This is a genomic window from Myceligenerans halotolerans (genome assembly GCF_054782975.1).
In genome coordinates, this window is the sequence record NZ_BAAGRL010000033.1 from 131029 (window position 1) to 151125 (window position 20097).

Annotated in this window: 19 protein-coding genes; 6 read left to right on the forward strand and 13 right to left on the reverse strand. The window is 71.6% G+C overall.

From position 1 onward, the window contains the following. Window positions 1-12 precede the first annotated feature (12 nt). The 6 genes from leuS to ACYVK5_RS20165 all read right to left on the reverse strand — a co-directional run bounded on the left by leuS (window position 13) and on the right by ACYVK5_RS20165 (window position 7706). On the reverse strand, window positions 13-2964 hold the full coding sequence (leuS, locus tag ACYVK5_RS20140; RefSeq protein WP_460707764.1) for a leucine--tRNA ligase: 2952 nt from the start codon (window positions 2962-2964) through the stop codon (window positions 13-15). Window positions 2965-3341: 377 nt separating this feature from the next. After that, on the reverse strand, window positions 3342-4016 hold the full coding sequence (locus tag ACYVK5_RS20145) for a vitamin K epoxide reductase family protein (RefSeq protein ID WP_460707765.1): 675 nt from the start codon (window positions 4014-4016) through the stop codon (window positions 3342-3344). Window positions 4017-4068: 52 nt separating this feature from the next. Next, window positions 4069-4764: a metal-dependent transcriptional regulator gene (locus ACYVK5_RS20150; protein WP_460707766.1), complete on the reverse strand. Its 696-nt coding sequence runs from the start codon at window positions 4762-4764 to the stop codon at window positions 4069-4071. A 39-nt stretch (window positions 4765-4803) separates the two neighbouring features. After that, window positions 4804-6468, reverse strand: a complete 1665-nt coding sequence (locus ACYVK5_RS20155; RefSeq protein WP_460707767.1) for a metallophosphoesterase family protein — start codon at window positions 6466-6468, stop codon at window positions 4804-4806. A gap of 89 nt (window positions 6469-6557) precedes the next feature. Next, window positions 6558-7361 (reverse strand): non-homologous end joining protein Ku, encoded by an 804-nt coding sequence (ku, locus tag ACYVK5_RS20160; protein WP_460707768.1) that lies wholly within the window; start codon window positions 7359-7361, stop codon window positions 6558-6560. Between the two features lie 45 nt (window positions 7362-7406). Further along, window positions 7407-7706, reverse strand: coding sequence for a glutaredoxin family protein (locus tag ACYVK5_RS20165; RefSeq protein ID WP_460707769.1), 300 nt, complete (start codon window positions 7704-7706; stop codon window positions 7407-7409). A 104-nt stretch (window positions 7707-7810) separates the two neighbouring features. Between ACYVK5_RS20165 and ACYVK5_RS20170 the strand changes: the two genes are divergently transcribed. Then, window positions 7811-10315 carry an ATP-dependent DNA ligase gene (locus ACYVK5_RS20170; protein ID WP_460707770.1) on the forward strand — a complete coding sequence of 835 codons (2505 nt, stop codon included), beginning with the start codon at window positions 7811-7813 and terminating at the stop codon, window positions 10313-10315. Between the two features lie 94 nt (window positions 10316-10409). On the opposite strand, the gene ACYVK5_RS20175 is transcribed toward ACYVK5_RS20170, so the two are convergent. Together ACYVK5_RS20175 and ACYVK5_RS20180 are read right to left on the reverse strand one after the other, a co-directional pair. After that, window positions 10410-11261, reverse strand: a complete 852-nt coding sequence (locus tag ACYVK5_RS20175; RefSeq protein WP_460707771.1) for a siderophore-interacting protein — start codon at window positions 11259-11261, stop codon at window positions 10410-10412. A 49-nt stretch (window positions 11262-11310) separates the two neighbouring features. Then, on the reverse strand, window positions 11311-11703 hold the full coding sequence (locus tag ACYVK5_RS20180) for a VOC family protein (protein WP_460707772.1): 393 nt from the start codon (window positions 11701-11703) through the stop codon (window positions 11311-11313). Window positions 11704-11806: 103 nt separating this feature from the next. Here ACYVK5_RS20180 and ACYVK5_RS20185 point away from each other — a divergent pair, with 103 nt between their 5' ends. Further along, a complete protein-coding gene (locus ACYVK5_RS20185; RefSeq protein WP_460707773.1) occupies window positions 11807-12226 on the forward strand; it encodes a VOC family protein in 420 nt (139 codons plus the stop codon). Window position 12227: 1 nt separating this feature from the next. On the opposite strand, the gene ACYVK5_RS20190 is transcribed toward ACYVK5_RS20185, so the two are convergent. The 4 genes from ACYVK5_RS20190 to ACYVK5_RS20205 are packed head-to-tail and all read right to left on the reverse strand — an operon-like array spanning window position 12228 to window position 14589. Continuing rightward, the gene (locus ACYVK5_RS20190) at window positions 12228-12974 is read right to left on the reverse strand and encodes a maleylpyruvate isomerase family mycothiol-dependent enzyme (RefSeq protein ID WP_460707774.1); all 747 of its coding nucleotides are present in this window, start codon (window positions 12972-12974) and stop codon (window positions 12228-12230) included. A 53-nt stretch (window positions 12975-13027) separates the two neighbouring features. Next, window positions 13028-13693 (reverse strand): pyridoxine/pyridoxamine 5'-phosphate oxidase, encoded by a 666-nt coding sequence (locus tag ACYVK5_RS20195; RefSeq protein ID WP_460707775.1) that lies wholly within the window; start codon window positions 13691-13693, stop codon window positions 13028-13030. Between the two features lie 38 nt (window positions 13694-13731). Continuing rightward, window positions 13732-14310 carry a TetR/AcrR family transcriptional regulator gene (locus tag ACYVK5_RS20200; protein ID WP_460707785.1) on the reverse strand — a complete coding sequence of 193 codons (579 nt, stop codon included), beginning with the start codon at window positions 14308-14310 and terminating at the stop codon, window positions 13732-13734. Between the two features lie 60 nt (window positions 14311-14370). After that, window positions 14371-14589 carry an SCO4848 family membrane protein gene (locus ACYVK5_RS20205; protein ID WP_460707776.1) on the reverse strand — a complete coding sequence of 73 codons (219 nt, stop codon included), beginning with the start codon at window positions 14587-14589 and terminating at the stop codon, window positions 14371-14373. 89 nt (window positions 14590-14678) lie between these two features. Between ACYVK5_RS20205 and ACYVK5_RS20210 the strand changes: the two genes are divergently transcribed. From ACYVK5_RS20210 to mqo, 3 genes are all read left to right on the forward strand, one after another. Next, entirely contained in the window at window positions 14679-15920 is a 1242-nt protein-coding gene (locus ACYVK5_RS20210) for a GNAT family N-acetyltransferase (RefSeq protein WP_460707777.1), read from the forward strand. 32 nt (window positions 15921-15952) lie between these two features. Continuing rightward, window positions 15953-16417 (forward strand): SRPBCC family protein, encoded by a 465-nt coding sequence (locus tag ACYVK5_RS20215; protein WP_460707778.1) that lies wholly within the window; start codon window positions 15953-15955, stop codon window positions 16415-16417. 91 nt (window positions 16418-16508) lie between these two features. After that, a complete protein-coding gene (gene mqo / locus ACYVK5_RS20220; RefSeq protein ID WP_460707779.1) occupies window positions 16509-18008 on the forward strand; it encodes a malate dehydrogenase (quinone) in 1500 nt (499 codons plus the stop codon). Window positions 18009-18201: 193 nt separating this feature from the next. On the opposite strand, the gene ACYVK5_RS20225 is transcribed toward mqo, so the two are convergent. After that, window positions 18202-18762, reverse strand: a complete 561-nt coding sequence (locus ACYVK5_RS20225; RefSeq protein WP_460707780.1) for a peptidoglycan-binding domain-containing protein — start codon at window positions 18760-18762, stop codon at window positions 18202-18204. A gap of 199 nt (window positions 18763-18961) precedes the next feature. Here ACYVK5_RS20225 and ACYVK5_RS20230 point away from each other — a divergent pair, with 199 nt between their 5' ends. Next, window positions 18962-19798, forward strand: coding sequence for a CHAD domain-containing protein (locus tag ACYVK5_RS20230; RefSeq protein ID WP_460707781.1), 837 nt, complete (start codon window positions 18962-18964; stop codon window positions 19796-19798). The last annotated feature ends 299 nt before the right edge of the window (window positions 19799-20097 follow it).

The window sequence follows — 20097 nt, forward strand, 5'->3', positions numbered from 1 at the left end:
CCGCGCGATCCCTCAGGCCGGCACGATGTTGACCAGCTTCGGCGCCCGCACGATCACCTTGCGGACCTCGCGGCCGTCCAGGAACCGGACCACGTTCGGCTCGGCCAGGGCGGAGGCCTCCAGGTCCGCCTCGGAGACGTCGGGTGCGACCTCCATCTTGGCGCGCACCTTGCCCTGGACCTGGACCACGCAGGTCACGGTCTCGGCCACCAGGTACGCCTCGTCCGCGACCGGGAACGGCTCGTGGGCCAGCGACTCGGTGTGTCCCAGCCGCTCCCACAGCTCCTCGGCGATGTGCGGCGCGAGCGGTGCCGTCATCAGGACCAGCGGCTCCACCGCCGCGCGCGGCACGGTGTCCAGGCCGGTCAGGTGGTTGTTCAGCGTGATCAGCTTGGCGATGGCCGTGTTGGGGCGCATCCCCTCCATCTCGGTCCGCACGTCCGCGATGGTGCGGTGCAGCACGCGCAGGGTCGCGGTGTCGGGGGCGTCGTCGGACACGGTGACCTCGCCGGTCTCCTCCGACACGACGTTGCGCCACAGCCGCTGCAGGAACCGCTGCGAGCCGACGACGTCGCGGGTGTTCCACGGCCGCGACTGGTCCAGCGGGCCCATCGACATCTCGTACAGGCGGAACGTGTCGGCGCCGTAGGCCTCGTACATGTCGTCGGGCGAGACGACGTTCTTCAGCGACTTGCCGATCTTCCCGTACTCGCGGTTGACCGGCTGTCCCTGCCAGGTGAAGCCGGTCTGCTCGTCGCCCTCGACCTCCTCGGCGGGCACGTACGCCCCGCGTGAGTCCGTGTACGCGTACGCCTGGATGTAGCCCTGGTTGAACAGCCTGCCGAACGGCTCCAGGCTCGACACGTAGCCCAGGTCGAACAGGACCTTGTGCCAGAACCGCGCGTACAGCAGGTGCAGCACGGCGTGCTCCACGCCGCCGACGTACAGGTCGACGCCGCCCGCCGGGCCCGACGTCGCGTTGTGCCGCGGCCCCATCCAGTACTTCTCCAGCGCGGGGTCGGCGGCGTGCCGGGTGTCCGCCGGGTCCAGGTAGCGCAGGTAGTACCAGCACGATCCGGCCCAGTTCGGCATCGTGTTCGTGTCACGGCGGTACTGCTGCGGCCCGTCCCCCAGGTCCAGGGTCACGTTCACCCAGTCCTCGTTGCGGCCCAGCGGCGCCTCCGGCTCGGAGTGGAAGTCGTCGGGCTCGAAGGTGCGCGGCGCGTAGTCGGGCACGTCGGGCAGGTCGACGGGCAGCATGCTGTCCGGGACTGCGATCGGCCGGTTGCCGGAGTCCCACACGACGGGGAACGGCTCGCCCCAGTACCGCTGCCGGGAGAACAGCCAGTCGTTCAGGCGGTACGTGGTGGTCCCCTGCCCGACGCCGTGCTCGCCCAGCCAGGCGATCATCCTGGCCTTGGCCTCGTCGACGCCCAGGCCGTTCAGGCTCAGGGTCTCGCCCGAGGAGTTGATCGCGACGCCGTCGCCGGAGTACGCGCCCTCGAAGCCTTCCGGCAGGCCGCCCTCGGGGGCCACCGTGTGGATCACCGGCAGGTCGTAGGCGCGCGCGAAGTCGTGGTCGCGTTCGTCGCCGCCCGGGACGGCCATGATGGCGCCCGTGCCGTAGCCCATCAGGACGTAGTCCGCGGTGAAGACGGGGATGTGCGTGCCGGTCACGGGGTTGACGGCCAGGTGGCCCGTGAAGACGCCAGTCTTCTTGCCGGCGTCGGCCTGCCGCTCGACCGCGCTCTTCCCCGACGACTCCTTGCGATAGGCGGCCACGGCCGCGACGGGGCTCTCGTGGCCGCCGGTCCAGGCGCTCCGGGTGCCGTCCGGCCACGCGACCGGGACCTCGTCCAGCAGCGGGTGCTCGGGTGCCACCACCATGAAGGTCGCGCCGAACAGCGTGTCCGGGCGGGTGGTGAAGACCTCGATCTCCTCGCCGGCGCCTGCGGCGTCGTTGTCGGCCGTGCCGACGACGTCGAACCGCACGTGCGCACCGTGCGAACGGCCGATCCAGTTGCGCTGCATCGCCTTGACCTTGTCCGGCCAGTCGATCAGCTCCAGGTCGTCCGTCAGGCGGTCCGCGTACGCGGTGATGCGCATCTTCCACTGGCGCAGGTTCTTGGTGAACACGGGCATGTTGCCGCGTTCGGACCTGCCTTCGCTGGTGACCTCCTCGTTCGCCAGGACGGTGCCCAGTCCGGGGCACCAGTTCACCGGCGAGGAGTCGACATAGGCCAGGCGCTGCGCGTCGACGACATCGCGCCGCTCGGCCTCGCTCAGGGCCGCCCAGACCGCGCCGCCGGCGTTGTCGCCGTCGTGCCCGGGGACGGGGCGGGTGCCCGCGGCCAGCTCGTCGCGCAGCTCGGAGATGCGGCGCGCGCGACCGCGGCCGGTGCCGCCCGGGGCCGGCTCGGCGTCGGCGTCGTACCAGGACTCGAAGATCTGCAGGAAGATCCACTGCGTCCAGCGCACGTACTCGGGGTCGATCGTGGCGAACGAGCGGCGCTTGTCGTGGGCCAGGCCGGCGCGGCGCAGCTGGCGCCGGTAGGTGACCATGTTCCGCTCGGTGACCCCGCGCGGGTGCTCGCCCGTGGCCACCGCGTACTGCTCGGCCGGCAGGCCGAACGCGTCGAAGCCCATGGTGTGCAGCACGTTGTCGCCGCACATGCGCTTGAAGCGGCCCACCACGTCGGTGGCGATGAAGCCCAGCGGGTGCCCCACGTGCAGGCCCGCGCCCGACGGGTACGGGAACATGTCCATGATGAAGTAGGGGCTGCCCGAGGCGTTCTCGCCGTCCGCCCCGACCAGGTCGCCTGACGGGTTCGCGGCGTGGAACGTGCCGCGCTCCTCCCAGCGGTCCTGCCAGCGCAGTTCGATCTCCTGCGCGAGTTCCGGGGTGTAGCGGTAGCGGGGCCCTTCGGGCGTGCTCGTGGTGCGTTCAGCGGCGGGGGTCGTCACCCGCGGGATTCTACCGACCGGCCGGGGTTCGGACCCGGGTTGGCCGATGGCCGGGCTGAAGATCGTGTCGGTCATGATCGCTGCTCCGTCTGCGTGATCGGGTTCCGGGCACGAAAAAGCCCCCATGCTCCGAGGAGCAGCAGGGGCGGCCGCACCGGATGTGCCCGATCAGGGGGCGGGAGCCGGTGCGGCTACATAAGCAGCGAGCGGATAGACCTCATAGATCCAGGATGCCAGGCCTGTCCGGTGGCAGCAACCATGAGGCTGCTTACGAACCACGAGGTTGCTTTCGCCTCGCAAGGGTGGGGCGAAAGCAACCTCATGCCTCGTAAGGAACACCTCGGCGGGCCGGGCCGCATCGCCCTCCGCGCGATCGCTCAGAAGGAGCGGACCAGGTCGCCGCCCACGGCCAGGAGCAGCCAGCCGATCGCGACCACGTAGCCGATGGCCAGGATGATCGTGCGGTTGCCGACCAGCGCGTCCCGCAGCCCGGCGGCCATCGGCAGGTCCCCGGTCTGCGCCCCGCGCACGATCTGGTACCAGAGCAGCGGCCACATGATCGTCCACACCACCATGCAGTACGGGCACAGCGCCACGATCGCGTAGAAGCTCGTCCACATCAGGAAGAACACCAGCACCTGGCCCAGCACCGTCCCGACCAGCAGCGACGTCCAGTACCACCGCGGCAGGCGCGCGCCGGTGAGCAGCACGACACCGGTGGTGATCACCACGGGGAACGCCGCGACGCCGAGGTAAGGGTTCGGGAAGCCGAGCAGCGCACCCTGCCACGAGTCCATGGCGGCGGTGCAGGTGACGAACAGATTGAGCGAGCACGACGCCGCTCGGTCCGGCTCGATGAAGCCCAAGTACTTCTCCCAGGCCAGCGCGAACGACGCGGCGAACCCGATCGCCCCGAGCGCCAGGAGGAGGAACGCCGTCGTCCGCTCGCCGAGCGGCTTCGGGCGGGGTACGGCGGCGAGCTCGTCGTCGGCCAGCCCGTCCGGTACGTCGTTGTCCGACGACGCCACGGCCGCCGCGCTCTTCTCGTTCACAAAATAAACATACTGTCTCACCCTGAGCCCCCGCTGAGAGAGCCGATCCCGCTCAGTCCCGGTCGACCCAGAGGCGGGATGCCACCAGGAGGCCGAGATCGGCGGAGCCGGGCACCGGCGACGTCCACTCCACGTGCAGGGTTCCCGCGAACTCGCGCCGCGTCGTCACCGCCACCTGTGCGTCGAGGCCGAGCCCGATCTCGTCGAGGTACCGCAGGGCCTCGGGGTCGGCGTCCGAGATCCGCACGACGACGCCGGACTCCCCCGCCGCCATCTCCGACATCGGTACCGCCTCCGGCCGCACCACGGTCCCGTCGGCGGACGGGATCGGGTCGCCGTGCGGGTCGCGGGTCGGGCGCCCGAGCCGCACGTCGAGCCGTTCGACCAGCAGGTCGCTGACGGCGTGCTCGAGGACCTCCGCCTCGTCGTGCACCTCGTCCCAGCCGTAGCCGAGCTCGTTGACCAGGAACGTCTCCAGCAGGCGGTGGCGCCGTACCATCTGCAGCGCGAGCAGCCGGCCGGATTCGGTCAGCTCCACGGCTCCGTAGGGCGCGTGGTCGAGGAGTCCCTGGTCGCAGAGCCGGCGGACCGTCTCGGACACCGTCGAGGCCCCGACCCCGAGCCGGTCCGAGAGCTGTTTGGAGGTCACCTTCTTGGTGGACCACTCCTGCTCCGACCAGACCGCCTTGAGGTAGTCCTGCGCCACGGGCGTCAGCTCGGCGGGCACGGTCGGCACGGAGGAGTTCACGCCTCCGAGCCTATCGGCCCCGGCCGCGCTCACCGAGCCTCACCGCGGCTCGCCCGGGCGTACCGGTTCGTTGCCCGGGAGCGGCCAGGCCGGTGGCATGGCCTCCCAGTCGCCCACCGCGACGTCCTGCTCCGGGTCCACGGTGATCTCCCGGAGCTGCGTGAACGACCGCGATACGGTGTCGAACCGCAGCACCGTCATCGCCGTCGGGTACTGGAGCGGGCCTACCGACAGCTTGCCGAGGCTCGCGCCGCCGGTCGTGCTGTTCACGTACCGCAGGCCGTAGCCGATCGCTTCCGGCCCGATGCGCTTGTGCATGTGGCCGCTGAGCTGGAACGGCACGCACCCGGAGCGCAGCCCGGTGTCGCCGACGGCGGGCGTGTGCACCAGCAGGACGTCGATCCGCTCCCCGGCGTCGCGGGCCTCGCACGCGACGTCGCGCAGCCGCTGCCCCGCCTCGGCAGGCGTCTCCTCGCGGACGGCAGTGGTGCCGCCGCCGATGCGGGTCTCCAGTGGGTCCCGGTCCCCGAGGATGCGCAGCCCGGCCACCTCGACGATCTCGCCGTCGAGCACGATCTCTCCCTGCCGACGCTCGGCCGCCGAGGTCAGCACCGAGTCGTGGTTGCCGTCGGAGACGACGAACGGCACGTCGTCGGGTACCGCCGTCGCGAACGAGTCGACGCACACGTTCTCGACGTCGGTCCCGTTGATCGTCGTGTCGCCCGCGTTGAGCACGAGCCCCGCCCCGGACCGCGCCACGGCTGCCCGCAGCAGCGGCGTCATGCCGGTGTTGCAGTGCAGGTCGGAGACCAGCAGCACGGTGATCGTGTCCGACGGCGGCTGTGGGGGCCCGCTCGGCTGCGGCGCGCCGACGCCGTCGCCGGCCCCGGGCTCGCCCTCCCCCGGGATGTCCGGCCGGCCGGCGGTCGCGGCCTGCTCGCGGGCGTCGGCCTCGTCCCACGCCGCCTCCAGGTTCTCCCGGGCGACCGTGTAGTAGCTGGAGTTGTTCCGGTAGAGCCCGGTGAGCTGGCCCGCATAGGTGTCGATCACGCGGGCGAGGCGGCCGGTGAGCGTGGCGCCCTCCAGCGCCGTTCCCGTGAAGACCATCGAGGCCTCGGCGGGCTCGGAGGCCCGGCGCACGGGGACGCTCCCGGTGGACGTCGCCCAGACGATGACCACGAGGGCCGCCGTGCCTACGATCTGCCAGGTACGCGGCGCGAGCATCACGGCCAGTTCGCCGCGGCGCCGGGCGCCGAGGGCCGTGCGGACGGCGACGCCGACCAGCACGACGAATCCGAACGCGCCCAGGGAACGGGTCACCGCGTCCTCGATCAGCGCCCGGGACGCGGTGTCGATCGTCTGGTCCGGCGAGTCGAAGAACTGCAGGTAGGCGTCGAGGTCGCGGCTCATCGCGTCGAGCGTCCGGGGGGCGTCGACAGCGGTCAGGTCGGCGGGGATCTCCTGCACGGTGACCGACACGCCGAGCCCGAGGGGCAGCGGCGAGGACGACACGATCCGGCCCAGGGGCCCGAGGTCGACCACCAGGTGCGGGTCGCCCGTCACCTCGTACAGTGCCTGGTGCGGGCCGAGGCTGAGCTCGGCGCGGGCCGTCGTCACGCCGAACCCGGCGCACACCAGCAGCGCGGCCACGACGGCGAGGGTCCACCGAGCCCAGCGGGGCGGCAGATGGTTCTGATCGTGCATCGCCCCAACCCTATGCCGGGCCGGGCAGGCGCCGGACCGCACGTTCACGTCACCCGCCGGCGCCGAGCCGTGGTCGGCAGCGGGGCCGGTCAGCCGGTGCGGCGTTCCTTGGCCTCGTCCACGCTGCGGCGCAGGGCCTCCATGAGGTCGATGACCTTGCCGCCCTCGCCCTCCTCGGCGGCGGCCTCGCCGAACGTCGCCTCGGTGTCGATGACGTCGCCCTGCTCGATCTTCGCGTCGATGAGGGTGCGGAGCTGGACCTGGTAGTCGTCGGTGTAGTCGTCGGGCGCGAAGTCGGACTCGAAGCTCGTCACGAGCTGGGCCGACATCTTCAGCTCCTGGTCCGTGACCGCGGCCGGCTCGTCGAGGGAGCCGAAGGCCGGCTCGCGGATCTCGTCGGCCCACAGCAGGGTCTGGAGCACCAGGACCTCGTCCCGCACCCGGAGGGCGGCGAGCCGGGTGCGCTGCCGCAGCGCGAACTTCACGATCGCCGTCCGCTCGGTCTCCTCGAGCGTGCGGCGCAGCAGCACGTACGCCTTCGTGGACCTGGAATCCGGCTCGAGGTAGTACGTCTTGTCGAGCATGATCGGGTCGATCTGGTCGCTCGGCACGAACTCGACGACGCCGATCTCGCGGTCCTTCTCGGCGGGCAGCGCCGCCAGGTCGTCACGGGTGAGGACCACGGTGTGCTCGCCGTCGTCGTAGGCGCGGTCGATGTGCTCGTACGGGACCTCGTCGCCGTCGAGCTCGCAGACCCTGCGGTAACGGATGCGCCCGCCGTCGGCGTCGTGCACCTGGTGCAGGGGCACGTCGTGGCCCTCGGTCGCGCTGTAGAGCTTGACCGGGACGTTCACGAGCCCGAAGGTGACGGCACCCTTCCAGATAGCGCGCATACCCCGATGGTGCGCCCGATCCGGCGGTCACGCGAGAAGGCCAGGTCAGAGGCCCCGGTGGTCCAGGTGTGCGGCCAGTTCCGCGTTGGTCGGCTCGACCAGGTGGGAGCCGTCCGGGAAGACGATCACGGGGATGGTCTTGCGGCCGGAGATGTCCTCGGCCTCGCACGCACGCCCCGGGTCGCCCTCGAGATCGACGTAGTCGAAGTCGATGCGGCGGATGTCGAGCACCGCCTTGGACCTACGGCAGTCCCGGCACCACTGAGCTCCGTACATCGTGAGGCGATCCGGCCGGCGGTGCGCGATGTCCGCGACGGGAACGGAGCGGCGTTCTGACAGGTTCACGGGCGATGAGCCTAGACCCCGAACCCCCACCAGAAGGTAAAGGTCAGGCAACGATCAAGGTGTGTCGAGATGTGAATCTCGTCGCAGGTGCGGACCATGAAGACATGACCGGACCTCCCGGGATGGACGCGCGCTCGGGTGACACCACCGTCACCGTCGACGGACGCCGCCTGCGCCTGTCCAACCTGGACAAGATCCTGTACCCGGCCACGGGCACCACGAAGGGCGAGGTGCTGCACTACCTCGCACAGCTCGCACCCGCCATGCTCCCGCACGTCACCCGCCGTCCGGCCACCCGCAAGCGCTGGCCCGACGGCATCGACGGCCAGTCGTTCTTCCAGAAGAACGCCGCCCCGGGGACGCCGTCGTGGGTGACGCTCCACGAGATCCGGCACAAGACGTCGGTCAACGAGTACGTCCTGGTCGACGACGTCGCCACCCTCGTCTGGCTCGGCCAGACCGCCACGCTCGAGATCCACACCCCGCAGTGGCGCGTGGGCCGCACCGGCACGGAACTCCCGCCGGACCGCCTCGTCCTCGACCTGGACCCCGGCCCCGGCGCCGGACTCGCCGAGTGCGCCCAGGTCGCCCGCTGGGCGCGCGACATCCTCACCGGCATGGACCTCGACCCGCTCCCCGTGACCAGCGGCTCCAAGGGCATCCACCTCTACGCGGCGCTCGCGGGAGCCGCCCAGCCGACGTCGGACCAGGTCACCGCCGTGGCACGTGAGCTCGCCCGGCACCTCGAGGCCGAGCATCCCGACCTCGTGGTCAGTGACATGAAGAAGTCCCTGCGCGCGGGGAAGGTCCTCGTGGACTGGTCGCAGAACAACGGCGCCAAGACGACCATCGCGCCCTACTCCCCGCGGGGCCGCGAGCGCCCCTGGGTCGCCGCGCCCCGCACGTGGGCGGAGCTGGACGACCCCGAGCTGCGGCAGCTCGACATCCACGAGGTGGCCGAGCGTGTGGCGGCGGACGGCGACCTGCTCGCCCCGCTGCTGCGGGGCCACTACGCGGCGCTGGAGCCGACGGCGGAACGCATGGCCGCGTGGTCCCGGCTCGCGGAGTACCGCGCCAAGCGCGACCCGGGGCGCACACCGGAGCCGTTCGGTGACGGGAGTCCCGCGGCGGGGCCGCCGTCGTACGTCATCCAGGAGCACCACGCGACGCGCCTGCACTGGGACTTCCGGCTCGAGCACGACGGCGTACTGGTGTCCTGGGCACTGCCGCGCGGCGAGCCGACCGACCCGAGCCGCAACCATCTGGCGATCCAGACCGAGGACCATCCGCTGGAGTACGGCACGTTCGAGGGCACGATCCCGCGCGGTGAGTACGGCGCGGGTGAGGTCACGATCTGGGACTCCGGCACCTACGACCTGGAGAAGTGGCGCGACGGCGAGGTGATCGCCGTCCTGCACAGCGAGCGCCGCGGCACCCGCCGCCTGGCGCTGATCCGCACGGGCGGCAACCAGTGGCTCATCCACCGCACGAAGGCACAGCCCGCGGGAGACCGCGGCGCTGGGGCCGGTCCGGGCGAGCAGGCCTCAGGCGGGGCAGCAGACCCGGTGGAGGTCACCGGGCACACCGGTCAGCCGCTCGGCGCGGAGACACCCCCGGACCTGCGCCCGATGCTCGCCACCAGCGCCGACCCGCGCGAGCTGCCCCGCCTGGAGCCGGACGACTGGGCGTTCGAGATGAAGTGGGACGGGTTCCGCGTGCTCGCGCACCTCACGGCCCCGGGCGAGGTGAGGCTGGTCAGCCGCGCCGGGCTCGACATGACCGCGACGTTCCCGGAGCTGGGGGCGCTCGCGGAGGCGGTGGGAGCGGAGGCCCTGCCCGCGGTGCTGGACGGTGAGGTCGTCGCCCTCGACGCGGACGGCAGGCCGAGTTTCCGCCGGTTGCAGCAGCGCGCCAACCTGTACAAGGAGCGGGATGTCGAGCGCGCGCGGCGGCGGGTCGGGGTGGAGGTGTTCCTTTTCGACGTGCTGCGGGTGGGCGGCCGTGACCTGACGGGCGAGCCGTGGTCGGCGCGGCGCGAGGTGCTGGAGCTGATCGTGGCGGAGGGGCCGCTGGTGCACGTGCCGCCGGTGCTCGACCTCGGCGGGGTCGCCGCGCTGGACGCTTCGCGGGACCTGCGGCTGGAGGGGGTGGTCGCGAAGCGCCGGGCCTCGCGGTACGCGCCGGGCCGGCGGTCGCGGGAGTGGCTCAAGGTGAAGCACGTCGAGTCGCAGGAGGTGGTGGTGGTCGGCTGGCGCCCTATGCACGCGGACACCGGCCGGCCGGACCCGCGGACGGCGGGAGCGCTGCTCCTCGCGGTCCCGGAGCGCGCGCACGACGACGGTTCCGACTCCCTCCCGCTCCGGTTCGCGGGCCGCGTGGGCACGGGCTTCTCGGAGAAGGATCGCCGCGAGATCGTCCGGCGGCTCGACGAGATCGGCACCAGAACGCCCGCCGTGGCCGATGTCCCGGCCCTCGACGCCCGCGCCGCCCGCTGGTGCGAGCCGACGCTGGTGGGCGAGGTGAACCACGCGGGCTGGACCGAGGACGGCCGCCTCCGCCACCCGGTCTGGCGCGGCTGGCGCCCGGACCGCTCCCCGGACGACGTGTGATCCGCCAGCCATGAGCCTGCTTACGCCACGACCGGCCTGTCGGTAAGCAGGCTCGTGGTCCGCGAGCGCCACGGACCGACGTGCCGGGCGCCGGTCAGCTCTGCGATGCCCTGCCGTGCTTCCAGTAGCCCACGAAGTCCACGTGCCCCTTGGGCAGCTCCCGGTCGTTCACCAGGTGCCGGCGCGTGCCCGTGGCCAGTGCCGATTCCCCGATCGCGAACGCGTAGCCGACACCGTCGGGCAGTTCGGCGGTGCGCACGGCGTCCAGCGCGGCCGCGCCGGGGACGACGTCGTGTCCGGCGCCCGCGTCCGCCGTCGCACCCTCGAGCTCGTCGCGCACGACCCACCGCACCTCCACGCCGGGCGGGACCCGGAACTCCTGCTTGTCGGCGGCGGTGGGGACCTCGACGATCGCCAGGCCCTGCCTCCCGGAGGGGAGGGACTCGGAGATGCCGGCCACGGCAGGCAGGCCGGACTCGTCGGCGACCAGCAGGACCCAGTCGTGGTCGTGCCGCGGGTTGTAGCCGATCCCCTGGTCGAGGATCCCGACGCGCTCACCCGTGGTGCAGCTCGTGGCGAACCCGGCGCCGGGGCCGGTGCTGCCGTCGGCCTCCTCGTGCACCACGAAGTCGATGTCGATCTCGTACATCTCCTCGCGCGAGGCGCGGACGGTGTAGTTCCGCACGTACGGCCGCCTCGACCGGGGCGTGGCGAGGTACTGGGCGTACCACCAGCCGGAGGACGCCGTCGGCAGCTTGAGGTTCTCCTGGCCGGGCCGCGTCATGAACAGGCGGAACCACTGGTCGTAGCCCTGCAGCGTGAGCCGGCCGACCCCCTCCCCGCCGAGCGTCACGCGCATCATGTGGGGTGAGACTCGCTTGGTCCCCACGACCTCGGCCATGACGACCTCGGGGTCGACGGCCCTGCGCCCGTTGTATCCACTCATGCGGGCAAGGTTAGGCAAACCTTAGTATCCCTGGCAAGCGGCGTCGGCTTCAGCCGATCTCCGCCTCGCTGCGCAGGATGCAGAACTCGTTCCCCTCCGGGTCCGCCATCACGATCCAGCCCGTGCCCGGGCCGTCGATCCCCCGGTGGTCCTCCACCTTGGTCGCGCCGAGCCGCAGCAGGCGCTGATACTCGGCGTTGCGCTCCCCGGCCCTGGGCCGCAGATCGAAGTGGAGCCGGTTCTTGACCGTCTTCCCCTCCGGGACCTTGATGAACACCACCGGGACCCGCCTGCCCTTCGGATCCTCGATGTAGCACTCCTCGTGCTCCGGGTCGTTCGGGTCGTCCGGGTCCTCGACGTAGCCGAGCACGTCCTTCCACCACTCGGACAGCGAGTAGGGGTCGTGGCAGTCCACGGCGACATGAGAGATGAAGGCAACCATGCCCTGACTCTAACGACGCCGCGAGCACCGATGAGTTTCGGGATGCCGCTCCGTCGACAGAGGTGTACGCACGAAGGACACACCGACTCCCAGGAGCAGACCGATGTCTATCAACCAGATCTACGTCAACCTTCCCGTCGCCGACGTCGCCAGGAGCACCGAGTTCTACGAGGCCATCGGCTTCGCGAAGAACCCGCAGTTCAGCGACGAGAACACGACCGGCCTCGTGATCGGCGAGAACATCTTCGCCATGATCATGACCAAGGAGAAGCTCCAGGGCTTCACCTCGCACGAGGTCGCCACCGACGGCGTCCGCACGATCACGGCGCTCGGCGCCGGGTCGCGCGAGGAGGTCGACCGCATCGTCGACGCCGCCCTGGCCGCGGGCGCCACGGTCCCGAACGAGACGCAGGACTACGGCTGGATGTACAACCGCGCGTTCGCCGACGCGGACGGCCACCACTGGGAGGTCGCCTACATGGACGAGGAGGCCATGAAGGAGGCCTTCGCGCAGGAGGCGTGAGTCAGCGTCGCGCCGCCGGCCAGGGCAACAGCTCCGGGAGCGGGACGTCCGCGCCCCCTCGCGTCGCGTGGACCGGACCCGCCGGTTCACGGCCGGCCAGCCAGGCGACGACGTCGACCGGGGTGCCCGAGACGACCGTCACCGAGTCCGACGGCGCGGGAGACGGAGACCCGGACAGCACCACGTCCCCCGGCAGACGCACCCCGAGGAAATCCCGCAGATGCGCCTGCAGCTCCGCGTCCCACGTGTCGAATCCGATACCCACGCCCGCATCGACGGCATGGATGCGAATCTCCCGCCACCAGGCCAGGAGGCAGCCGTTCACCGGGCCCTCCCGGTACGACGTCGGCGCGTCCCACAGCGACGAGCCCGGCTCCGGCCACGCGGCCGCGAGGCGCTCGCGGGCGGCGGTCAGCGCGCCGACGTGCTCCGCGACGGTGCGGGTGGCCGCCGCCTCGATCGCGGCGTTGCGCCCCTCGACCCCGCCGTCGTACGGCTGGATGCGCTCCCCGCGCGCCGCGTACTCGGCCTGCCGGGCGAGCGCGCGGGCGACACCGTCCACGTGCGCCAGGACATGACCGCGGGTCCAGTCCGGCAGCGCGGACGGCTCGCCGCACACTCCGTCGGAGAGGGCACCGACGGCGTCGATCAGCGCGTCGAGCGCGGCGGCCGAGTCGGTGCGGGCGTGCTCGATCAGGAGGTCGGCCACGGGGCCGGCGACTGGTCCGGTGTTCGTCTCGGTGTTCATCGTGACTCCCTGTTCTCGTGGGTCGGTCGGACGGTGGCGGGAGGCGTGAGTGCTCACGGCCAGAGCAGGCCTGTGGTCCAGCCCGCATCGCCCTCGCGGTAGATCAGGCGGGTTTGCGGGCCGTCGTCGGGTGCCTGCCAGAACTCGACGTCGGTGGGTGCGAGGACGAAGGCCGTCCAGTCCGGCGCGACCAGCCCAGGGTCCGCCGTCACGGCGTCGAGGGCCGCGGCGAACGCGGCCTCGTACTCGGCGAGCGATCCGAGCGGCTGGCTCTGCCGGTCCACCAGGCACGCGGCGCGCGACATCTCGGGGCGGGCGAGGAAGTCGGCGCGGCTCGTCTCGGGGTCGGCCGGGGTCGCCGTGCCCGTCACCCTCACCTGACGGCCCAGAGCCGGCCAGAGGAACGTCATCGCCGCGTGCGGGTTCGCCTCCAGGTCCCGCCCCTTCGGCCCGCTCGACTGCGACGCGAACCACCAGCCCTCGCCGGTGACATCCTTGAGGATCACGGTGCGCGCGTGCACGTTCCTGGCGGCGTCGGCCGTCGACAGCACCACGGCGTGCGGGGCCAGGACGCCCGCGTCGATCGCCTCGTCGAGCCACGTCGTGAACAGCTCGTGCGGCGTGGCGGGCGCGGCTCCGGGATCCAGCGACGGCAGTCCGGGGCGGGGAAAGGTCGGGAGCGCGCGCAGGCGCTCGCGAAGGGTGGCGGGCTCGGACATGCGGGTGCTCCTGTGGTCGGGAGGGCGGGATGCGGTGGTCACGCGCGGGCGGCGACGTCGGGCTCGGCCAGGAGCGCGACGAAACCGCGCACCGCCGCACTCATCGCCTCGTCGTCGCCGGTGGCCCGGGCGAGAACGTACCCGCCCTGGATGATCGCCACCGTGGCGTGTGCGCGGTCGCGAGCGGCGCCCTCGGGCAGGCCCGACTCGCGGAAGGTGGCGGCGACCTCGTCGAGGAGGTCCGTGAAGTAGCGGCCGACGACGGCGTGCAGTTCGGCGTCGTCCATCACGGCCTGATCGCTCGTGAGCCGGCCGACCTTGCACCCGGCGAGCGCATCGCGCCGCCTGCCGACATAGTCCCGGACGCGGTCGAGGGCTGCGGAGTCGCCCCGCAGGTCGGCTCGGGCCCGCTCGACGGCGTCGGCGGTGGTGGCCGCGACGCCCGCCAGGGCGAGGTCGTGCTTGGTCGGGAAGTGGTGGTACAGGCTGCCCTGACCGACACCGCTGGCGCTCATCACCTGCCGCGGGCTGGTCGCTCCCACCCCCTGACGCGCGAACAACTCCTGAGCGGTGGCGACGAGGCGGCCACGGGCCGAACCCTCGCCTGACGACTTCATCTCGGGCACCCGCCGACCATACCTACCTCCAGGTATGGAGGCAACCTCCGGGCGCCGGGATCAGAACAGGGTGAGGACGCCCAGCACGCCGACCGTGAGACCCAATAGCAGCGAGACCGCGATCAGGACCGCGTGCACGGTGAGGAACCGGGTGGGGCGGCCGGCGTCGTCGCGGGAGCGCGGGTCGGCGACGATGCGCCGCCAGAAGCTCGGCCAGATCAGGAGGTTCCATCCGGCGGTCACGATGAGCACGACGGACCAGGCGACAGGAAGATTCACACGGCAAGTATCGCCCTCCGCCCGGGTTCGCCCGCCCCGCCGCCGTATCTCCCTCGTCGATGTCGGTGTCCGCGGGTAGTGTCGCGGCCATGACCTTGACCGTCCGCCGCGTCACCTATGACGACCAGCCCGCATACCAGCGCCTCGGCTCCGAGGCATTCGGCGGTGGACCCCGCCCGGTCCTGCCACGCGAGACGTGGGAGTCATCGGCGAACCGCGAGTGGGGCGTGTTCGACGACGGCGCGCTCGCGGCCCGGCTGCGCGTGTACGGGTTCACGTCGTGGTTCCACGGCGGGCGCGTCCCGACCGCCGGGATCGCGGGCGTCGCCGTCGAGCCGGAGCGACGCGGCGGAGGGTTCGTCGCCGCGATGTTCGACGCCGCCCTCGAGGAGGCTCGCGAGCGCGGCGAGGCGATCTCCACGCTGTTCCCGAGCGCCCCCGGCATCTACCGGCGGCTCGGCTACGAGGTAATCGGCTCGTTCGACGACGTCGATGTGCCGCTGGACCGGGTAGCGCGCACGGCTCCGCCGTCGGGCATCGTCACGCGACGCGCCACCACTGCCGACGTCGAGGCGATCACGGCGGTGCACGCCGCCTGGGCCGCCGGGCAGAACGGCCCGGTCAGCCGCGCCGAGGAACCGTTCTGGACGCCCCCGGAGAAGTACGTCGAGGACTACACGGGCATCACGCTCGCCGCGGACGACGGCACCGTCGTGGGCTTCGCGAGCTGGACCCGCGGCACGGGTGACACACCGGCGAGCACCGTGATGGAGGTCGACGACCTGATCGCGCTGACTCCTGACGCGGCGCGCGCTCTGTGGCGCACGCTCGGCACCTTCTCGACAGTGGTCGGGACCGCCCGGGTGTCGACCTCGGGCAGCGGGGCGAGCATCGACCCGGCGTGGCTCGTGCTTCCGGACCTCAGCGTGCGGCGGTTCGCGGAGCACCCGTACATGCTCCGGATCCTCGATGTGGAGCGGGCGCTGGAGGGCGCGTGGCTCGCGCCGGTGGCGGGCGCTGTTCCGTTCGCCGTGGAGGACACCTCAACGATCGCGGGGCATCGCGCCCGCTCGCGAGCGGACCTGTCGGGTGCGTGGACCATCGACGTCGCCGGCGGTGTGGCTCATCTCGAACCCGACGCGATCGACGTGGCTGACGCGCACCACGATCGTCCCGTGCTCACGGCGAACGGTCTGGCCCTCCTGTACGCCGGGGCGCAGTCGGCGCGGAACCTGCGCCTCGCGGGGCACCTGTCAGGCCCGGAGAAGTGGGACACCGCACTGACCGCGATGTTCTCCGGGCAGCAGGTCCACGTGCGGGACTACTTCTGACCGTGAGCCTGCCTGCCCGCACCTTCCGGCTGATGACCACCTGGAGTGTTCCCGCACCGGCACCGCGGGTGTGGGAGGTGCTCGCCGACCCCGGGTTCACCTGGCCGGTCTGGTGGCCGGGCCTCCGCTCGGAGTCGGCCGGTGTCGTCGCGGGCCCCGACGGGCTCGGCGGCGCCGGGTCGTGGGTGCGGCTGCGGGTGCGAAGCCCGGTGGGCGGCGCGCTCGATCTGCGTCTGGATCTCGTCGAGGCCCGCGCTCCCGACCCGGAGCGCTCCGGGCGGGCGAAACTGCGGGTGTCGGGCGACCTGCGCGGCGGCGCGTCGGTGTCGGTCGCCGAGCGGCCGGAGGGCCATTCCGAGATCCGTCTCACCTGGGTCGTCACGCCCGTGCGCGGCCGGCCGGCCCTGGCCGCGCGGGTGGCGCCCGCACTCTGCATCTGGGCGCACTCCCGCGTGATGCGCGCGGGAGAACGGGGTCTGGCGCGGCACCTGGCGTAAGCAGGCCCCGTGAGCGAGGTCACCGCCGGATCCTTGTGACCTGCACCACCAACTTTGTTCCAGTCTTCACAAGCGCCCTACAGTGGAACGCGTGAACTTTCCGCGCACCACTGAGAAGCCCCTCGCGACCGACGTCGACGTCGCGCTGATCGGCGGCGGCATCATGAGTGCCACGCTCGGCGCCATGCTGTCGGTCCTCGAACCGAACTGGCGGATCGGCATCTACGAGCGGCTGGACGAGGTCGCCCAGGAGTCCTCCAACCCGTGGAACAACGCGGGTACCGGCCACGCCGCCCTCTGCGAGCTGAACTACACGCCGGAGCGCAAGGACGGCTCGATCGACATCTCCAAGGCCGTCAAGATCAACGAGCAGTTCCAGACCTCGCGCGAGTTCTGGAACCACCTGCTCACGGCCGGCCTGATGGAGGGCACGGACTTCATCAACGTCACCCCGCACATGACGTTCGTGCGCGGCGAGGAGAACGTGGACTACCTCCGGCGCCGCTGGGAGACCCTCCGCGAGCACCCGCTCTTCGACGACCTGGAGTTCACGGACGACCCCGCCGTCATCGCCGAGTGGGCCCCGCTGCTCACGAACGGTCGCGACACCGACGAGCCCGTCGCCGCCACGCGCGCCGCGGCCGGTACCGACGTCGACTTCGGCGCCCTCACCCGCAAGCTCATCGGACTCGCGACAGACCGCGGCGCCGACCTGCACACGAACCACGAGGTCACCGGGCTGAAGAAGCAGCGTGACGGTCGCTGGCGCATCTCGCTGCGCGACCGCACCTGGAACGCCGAGACCCGTGGCCGGACCGTCACGGCACGTTTCGTCTTCGTCGGCGCGGGTGGCGGCGCGCTGCCGCTGCTGCAGGCGGCGGGGATCAAGGAGATCCGGGGCTACGGCGGCTTCCCGATCTCCGGCGAGTTCCTGCGCAGTTCCAGCCCCGACGTCGTCGCCGAGCACAACGCCAAGGTGTACGGCAAGGCCGAGGTCGGCGCCCCGCCGATGTCCGTGCCGCACCTCGACACCCGCGTGGTGGACGGCAAGAGCTATCTCATGTTCGGGCCCTACGCCGGGTTCTCGCCGAAGTACCTCAAGAAGGGCAAGTTCCTGGGGCTGATCACCAGCCTGCGCACGCACAACCTCTTCTCGATGCTCGGTGCGGGCCTGAAGAACCTCGACCTGACGCAGTACCTCGTCGGTCAGGTCGCCGCGGCGCCGGAGACGAAGTTCCACGAACTGCAGAAGTTCATGCCCACGGCGAAGCCCGGCGACTGGGAGAAGATCACCGCCGGCCAGCGCGTCCAGGTCATCAAGTGGGTCAAGGGCAAGGGCGGCGTCCTGGAGTTCGGCACCGAGGTCATCGCCGGGAAGGACGGCTCGATCGCGGGCCTGCTCGGCGCCTCGCCGGGCGCGTCCACCGCGGTGTCCGCGATGCTCGGCGTGCTCGAGCGGTGCTTCGCCGACCGTTACGAGACCTGGAAGCCCCAGCTCGCGACGATGATGCCTTCCTTGGCCGGCGAGGGTTCCGCGATCGCCGACGACGCCGCCGCGCTCACCCGGACGGAACGGGTCGCCGCGCGCTGAGACGCCTCGTGGCAGAACGGGCCCGACACCGTCACGCGACGAATGCCTCGTGGCCGGCAGGCGTTTACCTGCCGACCACGAGGCATTCGTCCGTCCGCGCCCCCCGCGGCGGAACGGCGGTTCTGGGCGCCGCTCCCCTACGCCTGGGCGCGGGTGCGGACACGGGCGGCGGGATCGTCAGCCTTCGCCGTGTCTAGTGGTAGATCCGAGAGTTACCGAACCCCTCGCAGTAGTTGGAGACGCATACCCGGAAGATGCGATAGGCGCCGCTGCCCCCGGCGTTGCCGTGGGCGCTGTTACCGCGCTCGAACTGCACGTAGCCACGAGAGCCGTTGTACATCACCCAGGTGCTGGACGAGTTCCACCGCAGGCGGCCATCGGCATGCCCCCAGGTCTGCGGACCGACCTGCCCGTCGGTCCCCAGGTCGTAACGGTTCTGGTAGTTCCACGTCGCGGTCTCGGTATCGGAACCGAACTTGCCGTCGGCCTGACCACGCTGAAGCAGCCCCTCCGCGATCAGGATCGCCTGCCAGGCCCGAACGCCTTGCGTGTCCCACGAGTTCGCGCACCCGTTGCACAGCGAGTTGCCGATCTCGCCGTAGTGGTCACCGAAGTCGTCGGTCAGCGCGCCTCCGCCGTCCCAGAACAGCGTGCTGTACACGCCCTCATCGAGCTCATCCGCCGACGCCGTCGCGGACACTCCCGCGACCGCCACCAGCGCCCCGACCGCCACCACGGCCAGACGCGTCACCATCCGTGATCCACGCATCCGTGAACCCACCATCCTCTCGTCGCGCTTCGTCGCACGGCTCGCGGGGCGAGCCGCGAGCATCGGCCCCTGAGGGCCCGGTGCAGGAAACGTGCATCACGGTATGAATCACCCGTGGCCAGCATCAATACCTTTCAGCCCCCGCTGAAACATCAGCCCTTGCCACCGGGTGTAGAACGGGAAGGTGGACCCCGTCGTCGCCGAGTACCTGCGCGAGAAGGCGGACGCGCTGCGTCGCCACGAGGACGCCGTGCGGGCCGACGTCCCCGACAGCGTCCACCAGGCACGGGTCGCCGTCCGCAAGATCCGCAGCGCCCTGCGCGTGTTCGCCGCTGACGAGCCCGGAGCCGACCCGCTCAGCAGCCGCCTCCAGGAGTGGGGCAGGGTGCTCGGCAAGGCCCGCGACGCCGAGGTCTTCCGCGAACTGCTCCGCTCCCGCGTATCTGCGGCGTTGGACGACGACGGAGCGCCCGCGGTCGCGGACCTCGCTGCCCAGCTCGATCGCGAGCTCGCACACGAGTACGAGCGCGCCCGGACCGCCGTCGTCGACCTCCTCGACACGCCCGGGCACGTCGCGCTGCTCGCGGACCTCGACCAGCTCATCGAGGCATCCGCCGGCGGCTCCGCGCTTGGTCGCCGTCCGACCGGCGACGAGGCACGCCGCCTCGTCGCCGCCGCACGGAGCGCGAGGAAGAGATTCGCCAAGCTGGAACGAAAGGCCGACAAGCGCACCGGGGCGGCTGCCGACGTCGCATGGCACCGCGCCCGCCGCGCGGCCAAGCGAGCCCGCTACGCCGCGGAACTCGTCGCGGAGGCGGTGTCCGGCAAGCCCAGCCGCAACGCACGCGACCACGCGAAACGCCTCAAGAAGGTCCAGTCCCGCCTGGGCGCCCGGCAGGACGAAGTGGCACTCCGCGCCTGGTTGGAACAGGAACGTTCCCGCGCGGAGTCCGACGGCGAGGACCTTGCCCCTTACGACACCCTGCTCGGCGCCACGAACTCGAGATCGGCGGCGTCATAGGCCAAGTCGGCGAGCCGGATCCGCACTGCCCGGATCGATCGCACGACCGATACGCCGCTCAACGCGGCGAACGAGTCAGGGGTGGACAGGCATCCGCAGGCCCGCGTGGCGGGCGATGTCGTCAGGCGGCGTGTTGCGCGGGTGTGGGTGGTGGTGGCGCGATGGAGTCGTATCGGAGTCCGGTGGGTGTGGTGGTGGTGACGCGGTGTCGTCCGGTGGTGGGGTCGGTGTCGGTGTCGGCGGTCCAGCCGGGGGCTTCTTTGGTCTGGTTGCATGCTTCGCACAGCCCTTGGCCGTTG

Bases quoted from the DNA above. Each gene is read 5' to 3' on its own strand.
- ACYVK5_RS20175 (WP_460707771.1), bottom strand. From the start codon at position 11,261: ATGAGTGGATACAACGGGCGCAGGGCCGTCGACCCCGAGGTCGTCATG.
- ACYVK5_RS20155 (WP_460707767.1), bottom strand. From the start codon at position 6,468: ATGCACGATCAGAACCATCTGCCGCCCCGCTGGGCTCGGTGGACCCTC.
- ACYVK5_RS20215 (WP_460707778.1), top strand. From the start codon at position 15,953: ATGACCACCTGGAGTGTTCCCGCACCGGCACCGCGGGTGTGGGAGGTG.
- ACYVK5_RS20185 (WP_460707773.1), top strand. From the start codon at position 11,807: ATGTCTATCAACCAGATCTACGTCAACCTTCCCGTCGCCGACGTCGCC.
- ku (WP_460707768.1), bottom strand. From the start codon at position 7,361: ATGCGCGCTATCTGGAAGGGTGCCGTCACCTTCGGGCTCGTGAACGTC.
- ACYVK5_RS20190 (WP_460707774.1), bottom strand. From the start codon at position 12,974: ATGAACACCGAGACGAACACCGGACCAGTCGCCGGCCCCGTGGCCGAC.
- ACYVK5_RS20200 (WP_460707785.1), bottom strand. From the start codon at position 14,310: ATGAAGTCGTCAGGCGAGGGTTCGGCCCGTGGCCGCCTCGTCGCCACC.
- ACYVK5_RS20170 (WP_460707770.1), top strand. From the start codon at position 7,811: ATGACCGGACCTCCCGGGATGGACGCGCGCTCGGGTGACACCACCGTC.
- ACYVK5_RS20195 (WP_460707775.1), bottom strand. From the start codon at position 13,693: ATGTCCGAGCCCGCCACCCTTCGCGAGCGCCTGCGCGCGCTCCCGACC.
- ACYVK5_RS20225 (WP_460707780.1), bottom strand. From the start codon at position 18,762: ATGGTGACGCGTCTGGCCGTGGTGGCGGTCGGGGCGCTGGTGGCGGTC.
- ACYVK5_RS20180 (WP_460707772.1), bottom strand. From the start codon at position 11,703: ATGGTTGCCTTCATCTCTCATGTCGCCGTGGACTGCCACGACCCCTAC.
- ACYVK5_RS20210 (WP_460707777.1), top strand. From the start codon at position 14,679: ATGACCTTGACCGTCCGCCGCGTCACCTATGACGACCAGCCCGCATAC.